Source organism: Breznakibacter xylanolyticus (assembly GCF_003254275.1).
Classification (GTDB): domain Bacteria; phylum Bacteroidota; class Bacteroidia; order Bacteroidales; family Marinilabiliaceae; genus Breznakibacter; species Breznakibacter xylanolyticus.
Map to the genome: position 1 here is coordinate 56,455 of NZ_QKZK01000006.1, position 20,802 is coordinate 77,256.

The following is a 20,802-nucleotide window of genomic DNA, read 5'->3' on the forward strand; positions in this document are numbered from 1 at the left end:
AAAAGCATTTCATCATGAAAATCAATAAAACGATATTTGCGATGGCGGCAGCCGCCACGCTCACCATGACGGGTTGTAACGAAGATTTCCTGGAGATAAAGCCCAACGACCGGCTGACCCTTGAAAATTACTTCACCAGCGAAAGCGAATTGCAAGCCGCCACTTCGGCTCTATACGGGAAAGTATGGTTCGACTTCAATGACAAATTCTATTATGCGTTGGGTGACGGACGCGCCAACAATATGTTCGCACCTTACTCAGACTACATTTATCCATTTACCAATTTCACCGAAACCTCACTGACCGGGCCATTGGTATCGGCATGGGCATCGCTGTACAATGTGGTAGGACAGTCGAATAACACCATCAACAATATCAATCGTTTGGCCACAGGTGTTACCGAAGAATCAAAAAACACGGCCATCGCCGAAGCTCGATTTATGCGCGGCACAGCCTATTGGTATCTGGCATCACTATGGGGAAATGTCATCATTATTGAAGACAACAGCACACTTGTGAACAATCCCATCGTCAACACCCATCCTCAAAAAGATGTGTTTGAATTTGCCATCCGCGATTTGGAGTTTGCAGCAAAACACCTCCCAGCCACGGCATCCCAAGCGGGGCGATTGACCAAATGGAGCGCCTACGGAATGCTCTCGCGGGTTTATTTGTCGTACGCAGGCATCAGCGATAACACCGACCGTAACGACGGGGTACGAGATGTGACATATTTGGAACTGGCTCGTAAAGCAGCGCAAAAAGTGTGTGAAGAGAGCGAGCTGACGCTGAACAAGGACTATGCCCATCTGTTCACCATTGCCGGCAACAACGATCCCGAATCACTGTTTGCACTGCAATGGGTTGGTGGCACCACCGAATATGGTATCACCAACACGCAACAAGCTTATTTTGCCTGGAATTCGGAAATCACCGGTAACGATGCCGCATGGGGTTACTTCACGTATGCCTCATGGGACATGATTCAGGAATACGACACACAGGACACCAAGCGTTTACATGCCACCTTTTGCACCTATGGCGCCAAATATCCGGAGCTGAACAAAGCCGCAGGGGGTTACACCTATGAGGCTACCGACCGCTGCAATATCCGAAAAGGGGTATCAGGATCGACCAAAGACACCGAAGGCGTATCGGCACGGATGAACTCGGGATTGACTACCAAAATGTTGCGTCTGGCCGAAGTGTATCTCAACTATGCCGAAGCCATCATGGGCAACAACACATCAACGAGCGATGCCAATGCACTGAAATATTACAACGAAGTGCGTAAACGTGCCGGCATGGAAACCAAAAGTACAATCACCTATGACGACTTGCGTTACGAACGCCGCATAGAGCTGGCCATGGAAGGACAATACTGGTACGACCTGGTGCGCCGCGGTTACTATCGTCAGCAAGAAGTGCTCAACTACATGAACGACACCCAGGAACGCTCCGTGGGTTATAAATGGGAAAGCAACCAATACGTAATAGGGAATAAAAACACGGCACAGCAAGTCGCTACCGCCACGGCAGCCTCCTTATTGCTTCCTTATCCGGAATCGGAAATGGTTCAAAACCCGTTGTTGAAGCAAACACCCGTTGCTTACAAATTTACGGAAGCACCCATCAATCTATTTGAATAATTACAAACCGTCGAAATCATGAAAATGAAAAAATATATATGGCTATGGCTGGTGATGGTACTGGCAGCGGTCAACTTTACAGCCTGCGAAAAGGACTCCGATGACTCAGGCAGCACCCCCATCACCGTCATAGGGATTTATCTTGAAGATGCAGATTCGGACGTCAAAGATCGTCCGGTCACCTTTGTCCGAAAAGGACAAGTGTTGCGCATTGAAGGAACCGGATTGGCCGGAATGCTAAAAGTCTATGTCAACGGACACTCGACCTATTTCAATCCGGTGTTTGTGACAGACAATTCCATGCTGATTCAAATTGACAAGAAAACACCCATCATGGATGCGGATGCATCGGTTCGGAATAAAATCAAGTTGGTAAAAAGCGGCACAGAATTAACCTATGATTTTCAAGTTCGAGATGCAGCACCATCTGTTTCAAGCATTTCACACACGATGCCTCAGGTGGGCGAACCCGTCATCATTTACGGATCAGGTCTGACCGAAATCACCAAGGTGGTATTTCCCGGCAACATCGAAGTCACCGAAGGCATCGTATCAGACCCGGACGGTGAATATGTGTTGGTCACCATGCCCGAAGGTGTTTCAGAAGAAGGTGGAGCCATCTTTATTGAAGGCTCCAACGGCGGTGCTTACACGCCGGCATATTTCAACTTTAAGAAAGGGGTTCTGCTCAACTTTGATGGTTTGGGAACACATGGTTCATGGGGATCAGCTACAAGCATGATCAAAGCCGATGATCTAGAATCGGCGGTAATTGGCATCGGCAACACATCACAAGGGAAGTATTGCGCTCATCGCCCGGCTCGCATCGCAGAATTCGGTCAAAACAAAAATCGACTGAGTGAAGTGTGGACAGCCGGCAACGATGTGGATGACTGGCGCGGTCAATTAACCCCTTATATCCCGGCAACCACCCCCGTCAGCGAAGTGGCCTTTCAGTTCGACATATATGTGCCCAAAGCATGGTCAAACACAGGGTTCCTGAAAATTTGCCTTTACAATAGTTTCAATGGCGGCGAATGGAGCGGCAATACCTACAATTATGTGCCCTGGATTGTTGAAAAAACAGTAACGCCATACCAAACTGAAGGTTGGGTAACCGTTACCATTCCCTTCAACAAGTTTTACAGCTTCTCGGCCACTGACAAGACATTTACCTTTGAAAATGTATTGGCAGCGCGTGAAGCCGCATCATGGAGAAACTTCGGTTTTTATTTTGAAAACTCCGACTTTAAGCTATCCAACATCACGGGCAGCACCACCGATGAAGGAATTGAATTCGCCTCATCGGTGACATCCATCGATGTATATACCGATAACTGGCGTGTGGTGTCATTAAATACGCCAACCTATTCGGATTTTCCTGAGACGGCCGAGTGATCAAAACAAGAAAAACAACATCCATCGCCAGATCAATTTTTCATAATTGATGCCAACGGATGGATGTTGTTATCACAAAAAAATAAAAACGTATGAAACTCAACAGAATATTACCCGCCCTGGCAATGGGCAGCTTGCTGGTCGCATCGTGCGACGAGAGCAAAATGGAGTGGGAAACCCGCGACCCGGCGTCTCAAATCACCACCGCCGAAATTCCACTGGCGATGGCCGAGAAGATATCGCGTTACAAGGCGTTGAACGAATATGCCGAGATGAAACTGGGCATCGGCATTGACCTGACGCTTTACATGGAAGATGAAGTATACGCCAACATCGTAAACGAGAACTTCGACGAAATTACCATCGGCTATCACATGAAGCACGGCCCGATGGTGACCAGCAAGGGCGACATCAACTTCAATTCAGTGGATGAAATGATCGCCAAGCTAAAAGAAAATGGGCTTGGCGTGTACGGACATACACTGGTGTGGCACCAGAATCAGAATGCGAGCTACCTGAACGGACTGATTGCCCCAACGATTATTCCCGGGCCTGCCGGCAGCAGTGCCATTGACATCAGTGGTTTGGAAGATGGGACATTTACCGGATGGGAGAGATCAAACCCCGGAGCAGGGATTACGATCGTTGATGGAGCAGGTCTAACGAGCACTTCAAAAGCAATAAAATTGATTTCGAGCGCAACTTCTTCTGCTGCTTATAATTTGCAAATCAAAACCCCATCCACAGCAGTTGTCAAAGAACACAATTACGAGTTGTCCTTTTGGATTAAATCGGAACAACCAGGCAAAGGGCGTATTTCATTTGCCGGGCTTGAAAACAATTATCCTTATAAAGATTGGTATGCGACCGGAGGTTCATGGACCGAAGCATTTGAAACCACATCGACCTGGCAACAAGTCAAAATCAGCTTAAAACCGGAAGATTTTAAAGAAGCAAATATCACCATGAACTTTGACTTGGGTTACCTGCCAGATGTCACCTATTACATCGACGTTCCAACCATTTCACTCGTCGACAAAGACGGTGCACCTATCGTCATCAACCTGATTGGTAACGGAAACTTCGAAGGAGGTAACCTCGACGGATGGGGAGGTTGGGGCAATGAATCAACGCGTGCCATCTCGGCCGAAGGAGAAGGCTACGGCAACAAAGGCTACTCAATGGTACTCACCAACCCAACTGCGGCCAATAACTACAGTGCGCAACAAGTTTACACACTGAGCGAAGCACTGACATTGGATCAAGAATACACATGTACATTTTGGGTGAAAGCAACCACCGCAGCAAAACTACAAGTACAAATACAAAACGCAGATTACAACGGAGATTACTACGGCGGTATTGACGTTGGTACTACATGGATTCAAATTGAGAAAACCATCAAACCTTCAAAAGACGATCGCACCAAGTTCATTTTCGATTTTGGAGAAACAGCTTGCACATTTTACATTGATGACATCGTATTGGCTAAAAAAGAATCAGCGGCAGCATCACCAAAGCTCAAAGCCGCCACAGCCAACACGATCATCGAGAAAACCGCCGAAGAGAAAACCCAACTCATTGGAGCCGCCATGGAGAGCTGGATCAAGGGGATGATGGAACACTACAAGGGCGACGTGAAAGCCTGGGACGTGGTGAACGAGCCCATTGGTGACAATGCAGTATTGCGCGACGGCAACGTGAGCGAACCTGCCAGCGATGAGTTCTATTGGGTGAAATATCTGGGTAAAGACTACGCGGTTACTGCGTTCAAACTGGCTCGTCAGTATGGGAATGCCGAAGATGTGTTGTTTATCAACGATTACAACCTTGAGCATAACATCGACAAGTGCAAAGCCCTGATTGAATATGTGACATACATTGAAGAAAAAGGCGCCAAAGTAGATGGCATTGGCACACAGATGCACATCAACATCAACACCAACAAGGAAAACATCAAAGAGATGTTTACCCTGCTGGCCGCTACCGGAAAACAGGTGCGCATTACCGAGCTGGATGTGCAGGTGCAAACCGATGCCCCATCGGCCGACCATTACCAAAAACAGGCCGAGATGTACCAGTTTGTGGTAGATCAGTACAAAGCGCTTGTTCCGGCAGCACAACAGTTTGGCATCACCGTGTGGGGTGTGAGCGACAACGAGAAAGAACATGAACACTGGATTCCCGATGATGCGCCCAACTTGTGGGATGCCAAGTACGAACGCAAAATGGCCTACAAGTATTTTGCCGACGGCCTGGCCGGAAAAGATGTGAGTGCCGACTTTAGTGGAGAATTAGAGTATGACGAATAAGGCATTTTTCGTCATTTGTTGACACTTATATAAGACCTGACAAGCCGATAATGGGTTTGTCGGGTCTGTGTGTTTAACAAATCAGAATCCCCGAGGGTATTAAAAGACCCTCGGGGTTTATAAAACCGACCTGACACAACAAACCCCAAACATAACAGATTATGAACAGGAACCTTTTCACCACGTTGATGTTAGCCCTGATGCTGACATTCGGATGCCAAACATCGCACCCCCCGCGATACCTCGACCCCACGCTCACGTTTGAGGAACGGGCCAAAGCGCTGGTTGCCGCGATGACCCTCGAAGAAAAAGTGAGTCAGATGGTTTACGAGTCACCGGCCATCGACCGCCTGGGCATTCCCGAATACAACTGGTGGAATGAATGCCTGCACGGCGTGGGACGCGCCGGCATTTCAACCGTGTTTCCTCAAGCCATTGGCATGGCCGCCATGTGGGACACGGCACAAATGCACGCCATTGCCACAGCCATTTCAGATGAAGCGCGAGCCAAACACCACGCCTTTATGGCACAGGGCAAACGAGGCATTTACCAAGGGCTGACGTTTTGGACGCCCAACATCAACATATTCCGCGACCCACGCTGGGGACGAGGCATGGAGACCTACGGCGAAGATCCCTATTTATCTGGCGAGCTGGCCGTTCCATTTATCCGAGGTCTGCAGGGTGACGACAGCACCCACCTCAAGCTCATTGCCACGGTGAAACATTTTGTGGTGCACAGTGGCCCCGAGTCGTCGCGGCACAGCTTTAATGCACAGGTCAACGACCGTGACTTTTACGAGACCTACACGCCCCATTTCCGCAAAACCATTCGCGAGAGCGGCGTTTATTCAGTGATGTGCGCTTACAACCGTTTTCGCGATCAGCCGTGCTGTGGCAGCACTTTTCTGGACAGTTTACTGCGTGTGCGATGGGGTTTTAACGGTTACATCGTATCGGACTGCTGGGCCATCCGTGACTTTTACGACAAAGGCGCGCACGAATTGGTTCCCACACCCGAAGAAGCAGCGGCCATGGCCGTACGCGCCGGAACCGATCTGAATTGTGGCGACACCTATCCGGCATTGGTCAAGGCAGTGAAACAAGGCCTGATCAGCGAATCCGAAATCGACATTAGCGTGACCCGATTGATGCTGGCCCGGATGAAACTGGGCATGTTTGATGACCCGGCAACCGTTAAATGGTCCAAAATTCCCTATCAAGTGGTGGACAGTCGCGAACACCAACAACTGGCCCTCGAAGCCGCTCAAAAGTCAATGGTGCTGTTGCGCAATGAGCACAACACCCTCCCCCTATCAAAAAGCATAAAAAACATAGCCGTCATAGGCCCCAATGCCGACAACACCGACGTGTTGTTGGGCAACTACCATGGCTACCCGTCAAACCCCGTGACGCCCTATGCGGGCATTCGCGCCAAACTTCCTACAGCCGAAGTGACCTACGCACAGGGATGCCGCCATGCCGACGAACTGCCCACCATGCGCATGATTCCCGAAAAAGTGCTATACACCGATGCCACGAAGCAAGAACGGGGTCTCACCGCCCAATACTTTGCCAACGACTCACTCCACGGCCAACCTGTGCACACCCAAACTGACAAAACCATCAACTTTGTCTGGTGGGACAAAGCCCCCTTCAGCGACATGAGTCCATTGTCGTATTCGGTGAAATGGACCGGGGTGATTGTCCCCGAATTTTCGGGACGTTATGCCATAGGCGGAGAAGGTTTCCCTGAGTTTACGGTCACCCTGGCCGACTCGCTGATATGCCAATTTAAGGACATCCATCACCCCAAACTGCAATACACCTATTATCAACTGGAAGCCGGCAAGGTCTATCCGGTGACTGTCACCTACCGTCAACACAAATCGGAATACGCCACCGTGAAGCTCATGTGGGATCAGCCCGGCCAGCCATTGATTGACGAAGCGATCACTGCCGCGAAAGAAGCCGATGTTGTGATCCTTTGCATGGGCCTAAGTCCTTTGCTCGAAGGTGAAGAGATGAAAGTGGCAGTCCCGGGTTTCAGTGGCGGCGACCGGATTGACATTGGACTTCCTCCGGCACAAATTCACCTCATCAATGAGCTTCGCACACTTAACAAACCCACGGTGATGGTGTTGCTTAACGGCAGCGCCATATCACTTCCCAAGGAAGCGGATAACATACCGGCCATCGTAGAGGCCTGGTATCCCGGCCAGGCAGGCGGCACCGCCCTGGCGGACATTCTGTTTGGTGACTGCAATCCCTCGGGTCGTCTACCTGTGACTTTTTACGAAGGCGTGGACCAACTGCCCGACATCAATGACTACAGCATGGAGAACCGTACCTATCGTTACTTCAAGGGCAAGCCGCTCTTTGCCTTTGGCCACGGACTCAGTTACACCACGTTTGCATATTCGAACCTGCAAATCCCATCATCCATAACAGCCGGAGATACCATGACCGTGACCGTGGATGTGACCAACAAAGGTCTGATGGATGGAGACGAAGTGGTGCAGCTCTATCTGTCGCACCCGCGTGTGGCCCGCGCTCCCATTCGCAGCCTGCGAGCATTTGCAAGAGTCACCATCCCCACAGGAGAAACCCGACAGGTAACCTTTAGACTAACGCCGGAACAGATGGCCATTGTCAACCATCAAAACCAACAGGAGGTGATGGCCGGCCAGATGAAACTGTCAGTAGGAGGCGGTCAACCATCACCGGCAGCACTGGCCAGGCAGATGGCGGTAGAAAAAAACATTGAGGTTACCGGAAGCTTTGTATGCAGGGAATAAAAAACGGACTATAAGAACAAGACGAATTAAAGCTCTGTGGTTCTCAGAGTTTCCTCCCATAATTCTCTGTGAAATAATAACACTGAGTAGGATTAAACGCTGAGGCGCGAAGGCGCTGAGTTGGTATGATTAATAGATTGCGTTTAAATATGAAAGCAGATAACTCAGCATTTAATCATCGTCCTCTACTTAACGAACTAAGAACTAACACTGAGTTGCAGTGAGATAAGATGAGAACCAGTGAGGAGAAGAAGCCTCACTGCCACTCGGTGAAAGAGTTATATAGTAGTCAGAATAAACGCAAAGGCGCGAAGGCACTGAGTTGGGTTGATTATGTAGATTGCGTTTAAATATGAAAGCAGATAACTCGGCATTTAATCATCGTCCTCTACTTAACGAACTAAGAACTAACACTGAGTTGCAGTGAGATAAGATGAGAACCAGTGAGGAGAAGAAGCCTCACTGCCACTCGGTAAAAAAAGTTATATAGTAGAGCCACGAAGATTTTTGCCTCATGCCACACGAAAGACATCAAAACAAAAACAAATATATCCCATGAGAAAATTCATGCTAATTGCCATCCTGGTCGCGACACTGGCGCCCCGGATAAATGCCGAGAACGGCTACCGATTATGGCTTCGCTACGAGCCGCTTGAAACCACACAACAAAACGCACTGAAGGAACGCATCCGTCAAGTGGTTATTCCCGAACAAAGCTCGGTGATGCAATCGGCAGCAGCAGAACTCACCAAGGCTCTGCCGGCCATGCTGCAAACCCCTATTCAACGTGCCCAATCGCTCAATGCTCCGGGCATCGTGGTCATCACAGCAACACACCCGTATGCAAAGCAACTGGGATTGCGACAAGATATGTCAACACTGGGCGAAGAAGGTTATTTGCTGCGCACGGTGAAACATCAAAATAAAATGATGGTGGTCGTGGCCGGGAAAAACGATGCCGGCGCCCTTTATGGCACCTATGCACTGTTGCGGCTGCTACAAACAGGCAACGACCTGACAAACCTCAACGTTCGTGAAGCGCCGTCCTTTGCACATCGCCTGCTGAACCACTGGGACAACCTCAACGGCACCGTCGAACGAGGCTACGCCGGGCATTCCATCTGGTGGAACGTCAATCTGAACGCCGACAGCATCATTGCCCGTCACGAGGACTACGCCCGCGCCAATGCATCCATCGGCATCAACGGCACAGTGCTCAACAACGTGAATGCCACGCCTCAGATGCTCACATCCGAGTATCTCGAAAAGGTGGCCGTGATAGCCGGACGTTTGCGCCCCTATCACATCAAAGTGTATCTCTCCATCAACTTTTCATCGCCCAAAGAGCTGGGTGGCATTGAAAACAGCGACCCACTCAACCCGCAGGTGGCACAATGGTGGAAAGAGAAAGCCACAGAGATCTACCGCCTGATTCCCGATTTTGGGGGATTTTTGGTCAAAGCCAACTCCGAAGGCTTGCCCGGCCCCCAAGACTATGGTCGCACCCACGCCGACGGCGCCAACATGCTGGCCGATGCCCTCAAGCCGCATGGTGGCTTGGTGATGTGGCGTGCTTTTGTGTACAATCCCACCCCCGAAGACCGGGCCAAGCAGGCCTACAGCGAATTCAAACCCCTTGACGGGCAGTTTCGCGACAATGTGATTGTTCAGGTTAAAAACGGCCCGATCGATTTTCAGCCACGCGAACCTTTCAGTCCCATGTTTGGCGCCATGGAAAAGACGCCGCTGATGATGGAATTTCAAATCACCCAGGAGTACCTGGGACACTCCAATCACCTGGTGTATCTCGCTCCCATGTATAAAGAAGTCCTGGATGCCGACACTTACTGCAAAGGCACCGGCAGCACCGTTGCCAAGACACTGGATGGCAGCATCTACCCCCACCAACACACGGCCATTGCCGGGGTGTCGAACATAGGCCGCGATGCCAACTGGTGCGGTCACGACATTGCCCAATCGAACTGGTATGCCTATGGGCGCCTGGCCTGGAACCACCAACTGACCTCCGAACAGATTGCCGACGAATGGGTGCGCATGACCTTCTCAAACCAGGCAGAAGTGGTGACGCCCATCTCTTCCATGATGATGGCCTCACACCAAACCTGTGTTGACTATTCGATGCCCTTGGGACTGCACCACATCATGGGGTGGGATCACCACTACGGCCCCGAACCATGGACAGAATTTCCGGGAGCCCGCGCCGACTGGTTGCCCCAATACTATCACCAGGCATCGGCCAGTGGCTTGGGCTTTGACCGCACCGACAAGGGTAGCAATGCGACGGCTCAATATGCCGAACCCCTACGTTCGCAACTCAACGATGCCACCACCTGCCCGGAAGGATACTTGCTGTGGTTTCACCACTTGCCGTGGGACTACCCCATGAAATCGGGTCGTACGCTGTGGCACGAACTCATTGAACGATACCATGTAGGCACCAACAACGTGCGCGGTTTTCAACGCACGTGGGACAGCATGGAAGGAATGGTGGATGCCGAGCGTTTTAAAGCCGTGCAATATAAGCTTAAAATTCAGGCACGAGATGCCATTTGGTGGCGCGATGCCTGTCTGCTCTATTTCCAAACCTTCTCAAAGCGACCCATCCCGCTCGAATACGAACGCCCCATTCACGATTTGAATGAGTTAAAACAGATTAAGCTTGACATGGGACACCATAATTGAGGAGAGTAGTAGAGGAAGAGAGTGGCAAAGTGAAGTAGTGCATGAGTGCAAAAGTGCCAAAGGAAATAGCAACGCACACATTGACATAACTTTACAAAAGTATCAAGATTCATCACAGGTGGATGAGGGAACAAGAAAACAAAATCCCTTCTTCCTCCATTTGTGAACAACGGGGCATATTAATAAAAGATGAGACATTCAAAACGACGAACGGCCATCATGCTCGTGCTAGGGATGATGATGCCAATGATGGCGCAAATACGGCTCCCAAAGTTGGTGAGCGACGGAATGGTGCTGCAACGCGACGCAGAGGTAAAAATCTGGGGATGGGCAACGGTTGGTGAAGCCATTGAAGTAGAACTGAACGGACAAAAGGCCACAACCACCACACTCGCATCGGGCAAGTGGCAGGTATTGTTGAAAAACCTTGAGGCGGGCGGCCCTTACACCATGACCATTCGGGGGAACGATTCCGTGACCATCAACGATGTGTTGGTCGGTGACGTATGGCTCTGTTCAGGACAATCGAACATGGAGATGCCCATGCGGCGACTCACGCCGCTTTACGGGGATGAGATGGCTCAATGCAACGAACCACACATTCGTGAGTTTAAAGTGCCGCAACGATACAATTTTAATAAAGCCGAGGAAGACTACCCATCGGGACAATGGGTGGCCGCATCCGCAGCCACCATTGGCAACATCTCGGCCGTGCCCTACTTTTTTGCCAAGGCAGTGCAGGCACGCTACGGCGTCCCGATAGGGCTCATCAATGCCAGTCTGGGAGGTTCACCTGCCGAGGCGTGGATCGGCGAACCGGCACTGAAACAGTTTCCTGCTTACGATGCCGAGTTGCAAAAATTCAAGGATCCAAAACTCATCCAACAAATAGAATCCGCCGACAACGCCCGCATTGGGCAGTGGTACCAAACCTTACAGATGCATGATGCCGGACGCAAAGATCCACAAGAGCAATGGCATGAAGACAATTACGATCATTCGCAATGGGATACCACTCACGTACCGGGCTACTGGGACTTTCAGTCACCGCTCACGGGTGCGGTGGGTGCCGTGTGGTTTCGCACAACCATAGCATTGTCGGGCGCAGCAGCCGGTCAACCGGCCAAATTGGAGATGGGGCGTATTGTGGATGCCGACTCGGTGTTTGTCAATGGCGTGTTCGTGGGCACCACCAGCTACCAATACCCGCCACGTTGGTACACCATCCCGGCCAACGTGTTGAAAGCCGGCAACAACACCATTGCCGTGAAGGTGATTGTGAACAGTGGCACGGGCGGTTTTGTGCCCGACAAAAAATACGAGTTGCGCGTGGGCAACGAAACCGTGAACCTATGCGGCACGTGGCACTATCGATTAGGCGCCAAAATGGAATCCTTGGGCAGTCAGACCTTTGTGCGCTGGAAACCGGCGGGACTGTTCAACGCCATGATATCACCCGCCATCGGTTATGGACTAAAGGGAGCAATCTGGTATCAGGGCGAATCGAACACCGACAGATCGGGCGAATACGCGCAATTATTGAAGACACTCATCAACGACTGGCGAGAACAATGGCAACAAGGCGACTTCCCGTTTATGGTGGCACAACTGCCCAACTTCATGGAACCGCGCCCCGAGCCCTCGGAAAGCAACTGGGCAGCGTTGCGCGAAGCCCAACAAGCAGCCCTCGCGCTTCCCAACACGGGCATGGCCGTGACCATCGACCTGGGAGAATGGAACGACATCCACCCGCTGGACAAAAAATCGGTGGCTGACCGTCTGGCTTTGAGTGCCTTTCATGTGGCCTATGGCGACAAAACCATAGAGCGTTCAGGTCCTATGATGAGTTCGGTGAAGATAAAAGGCTCCAAAATCATCCTCACCTTTGCCCATTGCGGCAGCGGCCTGATGGTGAAAGGGGGCGGCGACCTGCAGGAGTTTGCCATTGCCGGTGCCGATGGCCGTTTTAAATGGGCCAAAGCCATTGTCAAAGGCAACCGAGTGGAAGTGTGGCATCCCGACATTAAAAAACCGGTGGCAGTGGGCTACGCCTGGGCCGACAATCCGCATCGAGCCAATCTATACACCAAAGAGGGAATGCCGGCAGCACCGTTTAGGAGCCCCACCCGGCCGTCCCAAAAAAGTGGTGAATAAGAGTTTATTGAGACAACCAAACCTTCAAGGTTTCAAAACCTTGAAGGTTTATAGAAACCACAAACACACAAAACCATATAAAAAAATGAAACGCATCAAAATCCTGATTGCCATCGGAGTATTCACGATGGCTGGTAAAGCACAATCGTTGCCCACCGGTTATGAAATAGCCACCTGGTACGGTTTCTCGAAGGCAGCGGTGAGCTACACATTCGATGACAACACTCCCAAACAATTTACGGTAGCGTTGCCGCTGTTCGAACAGTTTGGTTACCGTACCACGCTATACCCGGTCACCAACTGGGTCACCGACTGGGAGCAGCTTAAAAAGGCCTCGGCCATGGGACACGAAATCGGTTGTCACAGCCAATCGCACCCCAACCTTGGCAGCATCGATACAGCGGCACAAGAACGCGAACTGAGCGGGTCCAAAGCCACCATCGAGTCGCAGATCGGGAGCGGAAAATGCACCACCATTGCCTATCCCTATTGCATCACCGGGCAAATGGACATCACCCAACGTCACTTTGTAGCCGGTCGTATTTGCAGTGGCCAAATCAACGCCCCAACACATGCCGAAGACTACCTTATCAGTTCCATCAGCCTGGGAGACCAGGGGCTCAACACACCAGAGGCACTCAACCAAAAGTGCGACGAAGCAGCGACGATGAATGGCTGGTGCGTGTTTCTACTGCATGGTATTGATGACGACGGCGGCTATTCGCCCATCACCTCTCCCACCCTTACGTCTCACCTTACCCGCATTCGTGAGCAGGGACACTTTTGGGTGGCTCCATTCGGGCAAGTATTTCAATACCTGAAACAACGACAAAATGCCATCATCACCGAAACATCCTCCAACAAGCAACGCATAGAGCTGACATTGACGGACGGACTTGACAATACATTGTTCAACCAGCCGCTGACCATCACCAAGGCAATTCCAAACAACTGGAAAAAGGCATCGGTAACCCAGAACGGTCAAAATGTGACATACAAAACACATGTCAACAATGGGCAACGGTATGTGGTATTTGATGCGGTGCCGGATGCGGGGGGGATTGTGATAAAAAAATAATAACGTATATCATTGAATCATGCCATGCCTTAGAGCCATGGCATGCCATGGCTCTACATAAAAAACCACCATGAAAAAAATCCTATTATTATTTCTGACTGCCACCGGGTTAACGGCACAAACGTCGGTCAATATGGCGCGTTTTGACCATTTTACGTATCAGGGTCATGACCCTGTTTACCACGAGAAACAGTTGACCGAAGGTCAATATTTCAACCCCATCCTACAGGGCTATTACCCCGATCCGAGCGTGTGCCGAAAAGGCAACGACTACTATTTGGTGAACAGCACCTTTTCGCACTATCCGGGTGTACCCATTTTTCACAGCACCGATCTGGTGAACTGGCAACAAATTGGTCATGTGCTGAACCGTCCTTCACAGCTCAACCTCGATGGTCTGCCCATGTCGTACGGCATCTTTGCCCCGGCCATTGAATACAACCCATTCAACGACACGTTTTACATGATTACCACACTGGTGGGACGTGGCGACAACTTTGTGGTGAAGGCCAAAGACCCCCGCGGCCCCTGGAGCGATCCCATTTGGCTGCCCGAAGTGCCAGGCATCGACCCGTCGCTCTTTTTTGACGACAACGGCAAAGCATACATCGTCAACAACCGCGAGCCGGCTTACCCTGCGCTTTACAGCGGTCACCGAGCCGTGTGGATTCACGAGTACGATGTGGCCACCGACCGCACCGTGGGCACGCCCAAAGTGCTCATCGACGGAGGCATAGACATCAGCACCCAGCCGCAATGGATTGAAGGTCCACACTTGTATAAAATAAAAGGCCGCTATTATCTGATGGCCGCCGAGGGAGGCACCGACATCAACCACTGCGAGGTGATATTACGAGCCGACAACCCGTGGGGGCCATTCGAAGTATGGGATCATAACCCCATCCTGACACAACGCGATCTGTCGTGGGGACGTGACTTTCCCGTGACCAACGCCGGGCATGCCGACCTGCTTGAAGACCACGAAGGCAACTGGTGGAGCGTGTTCCTGGCCTGTCGCCCATACCGTGACAACCTGTTTAACATTGGCCGCGAGACCTTTTTACTGCCGGTAACATGGGAAGATGGCTGGCCGGTGATTCTCAAACATGGACTCGAAATCCCGCAGGTGGGGGAGAAACAAGGCGTTCGCCAGGGAGCCACACCGGAGGTAATGCCCAACGGCAATTTCACGATCACCGACAACTTTGACGCAGCGAAACTTGCCATGACGTGGCTGATGATTCGCACGCCTCACACACCTTGGCACAAATTACAAAACGGCCAACTGGAGATTGCGTGCCACAACGTGAGCATCAACGAAAAGGGGAATCCGGCTTTTGTAGCACGTCGTCAACAGCATCATCACTTCACAGCCACCACGCGCATGAGCTTCAAGCCTGGCAATGAAACTGAAAATGCGGGATTGGTGTGTTTTCAAAACGAAAACCACTATTACTATCTAGGCGTGTACAAGAAAGGGAAACAACAGGTGGTGCGGCTCACGAAAGGGCTCAAGGAACAGAAAAGCGAAGTGCTGGCCGAGATTCCCATCGGGAAAGCCAGACAGATCGATTTACGAGTGACGGGCGAAGGCGCATTGATGCACTTTGCCATTGCCACGCGCCCCGGAAAATGGACAGAGGTGGCTCGAGATGTGGATGCCACGTATTTAAGCACCAGCCAGGCAGGCGGATTTGTGGGGACGGTGATTGGGATGTATGCGGCGGGGAGGTGAAAGCCCCTCCCGGCGTTCCCGAAGGGGAGAGGGAGGAAAACGATTTTCGGCACATAGAGTTTTCAATGAACACAGAGTCAGAATAAACGCAAAGGCGCGAAGGCGCTGAGCTATTTTGTTACGCCATGCGTTTAAATAACAAAGCAGATAACTCATCTTTCTCTGCGTAACTAACTAAGAACTGACAGTGAGTTGCAGTGAGATAAGATGAGAACCAGTGAGGAGAAGAAATCTAAGGGTAACTCAATAAAAAAGTGATTTGGCACCCCTCTATAACTCAGGCCATAACACATGAATAACAACAACTTACAGCATTGTCACATAAAAAACACAGGGGCACAGAGATTAGAACTCTCTGTGCCCCTACTACTAAACACATCTACCCTTCGGCAGATGTGTCACTGCTTTTTTGATAGACGGATGGGGGCATTCCGAAATGGTTTTTAAAGCACTTGCTGAAATAATTGGCATCGCTAAAGCCAACGTTCAGGCCTATTTCACTGATGGTGAGGTTGCTATTTTTAATCAGGAAAGCGGCTTTTTTCATGCGGATGAGCTGAATGAACTCGTTGGGTGAATAGCCGCTAATGAGTTTCATCTTTTTATAAAAGACGGTACGGCTCATGTTGAGTTTGTCGGCAATGAGGTCGACGCTGAAATCGTTGTTGCCGATATTTTCGTCGATGACTCGGGTCACGGTGTCTATAAATTCCTTATCGGCATTGACGCCGGGCACGTTGTCGGTGGCGAAGTCGGGCTCCTGGCCAAATACCTGCCGGAGGCGTTTGCGCTGATTGATTAGATTATCGATTCGCACCTGCAGGTGGCTGATGTTAAAGGGCTTGGTAATGTAATCGTCGGCGCCCAGCGCCATGGCTTCCAGCATCTTATCTTCACTGGCGATGGCCGTGAGCAGGATGACGGGAATGTGCGAAGTATTGAGGTCGCCCTTAAGGCGCTTGAGGGTTTCGAGACCATCCATCTCGGGCATCATGTAGTCGCACACCACCAGGTCGATGGCGTGCGCGCGCGCTTTTTCGATGGCTATTCGTCCATTTTCGGCACCCACCACATTGTATGTCTCATTGAGTTTTTCCATTAAGAACGCGAGCAGGTTCGGGTTGTCTTCCACCAGCAAGAGTGATTCTTTGCGAGCCGAAGCCTTGCGCACTTCAGGGGCAGGCACTTCCAGTTCCGGCGCATACTTCAATGCCACCTCATCGGCCGACGCACGAGCGGCAGTTGTCACCACATCGGTATCGGGCATGGACTTGGGGCGTGACACGGGCAGCATCACCATAAATTCGGTGCCATGCCCCAGTTCACTTCGCACCTCGATGGAACCCCCATGCCAGGTCACCAGTTCACGAGTGAAGAAAAGCCCCAGTCCGGTGCTCTCCTGACTTTTATAAAAACGGTCGAAAATCTTACCCAGCTCATCCGGGGCAATGCCCACGCCCTGATCCATCACCGAAATTCGTAACATCTGAGAAGAGGCATCGAGAGAAACCGACATGGCGATTGTTTTGCCCTGCGGCGTATGCTTCAGAGCATTCGACAATAGGTTGTAACACACCTTCTCCATTACCCCCACATCCACAAAACCGATGATGCCGGGGGCGGGACAGGAGACCGTGAAATTGATGCCCCGCTTTTGAGCCAATGGAAGAAACACCCCATGAATGTCGTTAAAGAAAGTCCCCAAGTCGACAGGGGCGACCTTGAGATTGGCCTTATTTTCGCGCAGACGGCGGAAATCAAGAATCTGTTCTACGAGATGGAGCAGATAACCGGCATTTTTCTTGATTTGCAGGGCGCGCTGCCGCACTTTTTCGGGCACGTCGGAACCGGTAATGATGTCATCGACCGGACTCAAAATTAATGTCAATGGCGTTTTAAACTCGTGCGAGATGTTGGTATAATATTGGAGCTTCTCCTCGTTGAGACGCTCGTTGATTTCGAGTTCCTGGCGCAGGCGCAACTGGCGCACCTTTAAACGATAATAAAACCACACCAAAAAAGCCAGCAAGGCCAGATAGATGACATAAGCCGGGAAAGAGTTCCAAAAAGGAGGATGGATGACAAAAGAATAATCAGCCACCGCCTCCATCCACATACCATTGCTATTGGTGGCACGCACTTTAAAGGTATACGAGCCGGGCGGCAGACCGCGATAAGTGACCGAGCTTTGCGACGAAGGTGCCGACCACCCTTTGTCGAAATTTTCGAGATAAAAGGCATACTTAATTTTATCGGGTGCCGCGTAGTCGAGGGCCGCAAAGTCGAACGTCAACGTATTATCGCTGTGGTCAAAACCGGCCTCATGGGGCATCATCCCCACCGGTCGGTTGCTGTTGTACACGGCCGAGATATGTACCCGATATTGTGAAGTATCGCCCATCAAGCTCAGAGGATTGAAAAGCACCAGGCCATTGGCATGCCCCATGACCACCTGCCCGGCACGAGTCATGAGCGCGGCACTCTCGGAAAAGAGGTTGCTTCCCAGCCCGTCGGCCTCACGGTAACGCTCCACCAGGCCGGTGACAGGGTCGTAATGGTTGATGCCATTGTCGGTTCCCAGCCAGAGCTTTCCTGATTTATCTTCCACAATGCTGTTGATGACGTTGCTGGAGAGGCCATCGTTACGCATCACATACCGCCAGTCAAAATGCTGATTTAGCACATCAATGTGAGAGATCACATTGAGACCTCCGCCAAAGGTTCCCAGATACACATCGCCCGAGGCATGCTGCCACATGCACAGCACATCGTTATTAGAGATGCCGGGAGCCCCGTCGCGACGAACGGAGAGACGGACAAACTGTTTATCGGCAGCCGTCAGCTGATTGGCCGGCAAAATATTGAGTCCCCCCGAGGTGGCAATCCACAGGTTGTCGTCACGATCAAACAGAAGCTGACGCACGCGGTTGTCGGAGAGCGAAGCCAGATTGTTGGCATCTGCCAAGTAGCGCGACAAGCGTGGCACTCCAAAGGGGTCGTTGAGCAGATACAAACCACCGGAATAGGTTGCAATCCAATACTGTCCGTGCTTGTCCTGATGAATGTCGAAAACATTCTGAGAGTCGTCGTTAAGATTCATGCCCAAGGTCTCACTATATCGCATGACCACCGGGTTTTGCTTAAGGCGCTCGCTGGCGCGGATCACGCAAATGCCATCGCCCTTGGTGCCAATCCACAAGTTTTTGTCGCGATCCTCGAACAAACAATAGATTCCCTTTTTGAACTTGGGAATAAAAGGGATGATGCGGTAGTTTTTGAGGTTGTCCCAATCGGGGCTTTGCTCCATGGCAAAGAGTTCACCGGCACGAGTACCCACCCAAATCCGTTCGGAAGCATCGACAAAGAGCGCCCTGACATCGTTGGAGAGGAACGATGCAGAAGCTGCCGAAGGGGTGACATGGTAAAAATCGGAAGGGGTGATGTTGATTTTGTTGATGCCCCCATTGTAGGTACCCACCCAAAGGTTTTTGCTTCGATCTTCGAAAATAGAGAGCACATAGTCGGACGAGAGCGAGTTGGCATCCTTATCGTCGTACAGATATTGTTCAAACTGAGCGGAAGCGCGATGATAACGACTCAACCCGCCGCCATAGATGCCTACCCACAAGGTGTTATTGCTGTCTTTGAAAATGAGCTGTTTATCCATGTCGCCCAAAGCATCGCGTTTATCGGCACCCAGAGGGAAATAGGTAATTTTTCCGGTATAAACATCAAATGAGCAGACGCCCCGCTGTGCGGTCACAATCCAGAATAGTCCGTTTTGATCGTAGAAAAACGACTGAATGGAGCTGGCCGGCAACCCGGAGTTACGCACCTGAAAGTGCTGCACTTCATTCTTTAGGGTGTCGAACACATATAGGCCATCGCCCCATGTTCCCACCAAAAGATATTGATTGTATTGCTCGAGACACTGAATGCGCATGGGGCCAAAACGGTTGAAAGAGGCCATCGATTTCCTGCCGATGGCGGTCGAAAACTGCAACACTCCGTTTGCCCCGGTTCCGACCCACACGTGTTGCGGGGTTATTTTGACAGAATTGGCAGACCCCTCCACATAAAGCGGCTGAATGGCAGAAGAAGAGAAATCGGCACGGTCGTCGGACAACAACAGCAGTCCGCGAGAGGAGCCCAACCACACTTCGCCATTGGGTGCAGCCTGAATGAAGTTAACCACATCGGATGGCTTAAAATGATTGTTTGAGAGATAATCGATGCGGTAGCCCCCCGGCAAATCAGGATTAGAGATTAACCGAATGCAACCCCCTTTGAGGGAATAGTACCAAAACACATCGGGGGAGCTTTGATAGACGTACGACACGGCAAAATCGCCATAGCCGCTCCCCGTGTTGGCATCCACAGGCGTAAATATTTCGCGTTGGGCATCGAACCGATGAATGTGCCCGTCGAAAGTGGAGAGGTAAAAGATGCCACGCGAATCCTGCAATATGTGCGTAAGTCGGTTATTTTGAAGCGTATTGGGATTGCCTGGCAAGTAATGATAATCCTTAAAACGGTAGCCATCGTAACGATTGAGTCCGTTGAGAGTCCCCATCCACATGTAACCGTCGTGATCCTGATAAAACAGGCGCACCGAGTTATTAGACAACCCGTGAGAGATGTTCAAATGCTCAAAACGCACGCCGGCACAGACCAGTCCGGCACAGCCCCATAACGTCACCACCATCAACAACCATCCAGCTCTTATCATCGCACACACCTCCAATTAACGGTTCGTCTTACTCGGGAACAAAAATAAGGAAAAGAAACAACGCCCCCGCGGAAAGTAAATATTCACTAACAGATCTAAATATTCGTGACTCAAAAATAACGAATCGTCGGTCATTTGGAATCAATAATAATGCGAAAAATGTTCGGCAATTCCATTATTTGATTTTATATTCGCATGTCATCACAATTCGCTTACAATGCATTACGCAGGTTCGCAATAATTGTT

Annotated in this window: 9 protein-coding genes; 8 read left to right on the forward strand and 1 reads right to left on the reverse strand. The window is 50.8% G+C overall.

Going from position 1 to position 20,802, the window contains the following annotated elements; all coding sequences use genetic code 11:
* Positions 1 to 14 precede the first annotated feature (14 nt).
* The 8 genes from LX69_RS04925 (at position 15) to LX69_RS04960 (ending at position 15,827) form a co-directional block, all read left to right on the forward strand.
* Positions 15 to 1,649 (forward strand): RagB/SusD family nutrient uptake outer membrane protein, encoded by a 1,635-nt coding sequence (locus LX69_RS04925; RefSeq protein ID WP_111444716.1) that lies wholly within the window; start codon positions 15 to 17, stop codon positions 1,647 to 1,649.
* Positions 1,650 to 1,667: 18 nt separating this feature from the next.
* The gene (locus LX69_RS04930; RefSeq protein ID WP_111444717.1) at positions 1,668 to 3,047 is read left to right on the forward strand and encodes a glycan-binding surface protein; all 1,380 of its coding nucleotides are present in this window, start codon (positions 1,668 to 1,670) and stop codon (positions 3,045 to 3,047) included.
* Between the two features lie 92 nt (positions 3,048 to 3,139).
* Positions 3,140 to 5,359 (forward strand): endo-1,4-beta-xylanase, encoded by a 2,220-nt coding sequence (locus LX69_RS04935; protein WP_111444718.1) that lies wholly within the window; start codon positions 3,140 to 3,142, stop codon positions 5,357 to 5,359.
* Positions 5,360 to 5,520: 161 nt separating this feature from the next.
* Positions 5,521 to 8,157: a glycoside hydrolase family 3 C-terminal domain-containing protein gene (locus tag LX69_RS04940; protein WP_111444719.1), complete on the forward strand. Its 2,637-nt coding sequence runs from the start codon at positions 5,521 to 5,523 to the stop codon at positions 8,155 to 8,157.
* Between the two features lie 555 nt (positions 8,158 to 8,712).
* Complete coding sequence (locus LX69_RS04945) at positions 8,713 to 10,860, forward strand: alpha-glucuronidase family glycosyl hydrolase (RefSeq protein WP_111444720.1); 2,148 nt, start codon at positions 8,713 to 8,715, stop codon at positions 10,858 to 10,860.
* 189 nt (positions 10,861 to 11,049) lie between these two features.
* Positions 11,050 to 13,014 (forward strand): sialate O-acetylesterase, encoded by a 1,965-nt coding sequence (locus LX69_RS04950; protein ID WP_185741699.1) that lies wholly within the window; start codon positions 11,050 to 11,052, stop codon positions 13,012 to 13,014.
* Positions 13,015 to 13,099: 85 nt separating this feature from the next.
* Positions 13,100 to 14,092, forward strand: a complete 993-nt coding sequence (locus tag LX69_RS04955; RefSeq protein ID WP_111444721.1) for a polysaccharide deacetylase family protein — start codon at positions 13,100 to 13,102, stop codon at positions 14,090 to 14,092.
* Positions 14,093 to 14,162: 70 nt separating this feature from the next.
* Entirely contained in the window at positions 14,163 to 15,827 is a 1,665-nt protein-coding gene (locus LX69_RS04960; protein WP_111444722.1) for a glycoside hydrolase family 43 protein, read from the forward strand.
* A gap of 379 nt (positions 15,828 to 16,206) precedes the next feature.
* Here LX69_RS04960 and LX69_RS04965 read toward each other — a convergent pair whose 3' ends face one another.
* Complete coding sequence (locus LX69_RS04965; RefSeq protein ID WP_111444723.1) at positions 16,207 to 20,556, reverse strand: hybrid sensor histidine kinase/response regulator transcription factor; 4,350 nt, start codon at positions 20,554 to 20,556, stop codon at positions 16,207 to 16,209.
* Positions 20,557 to 20,802 lie beyond the last annotated feature (246 nt).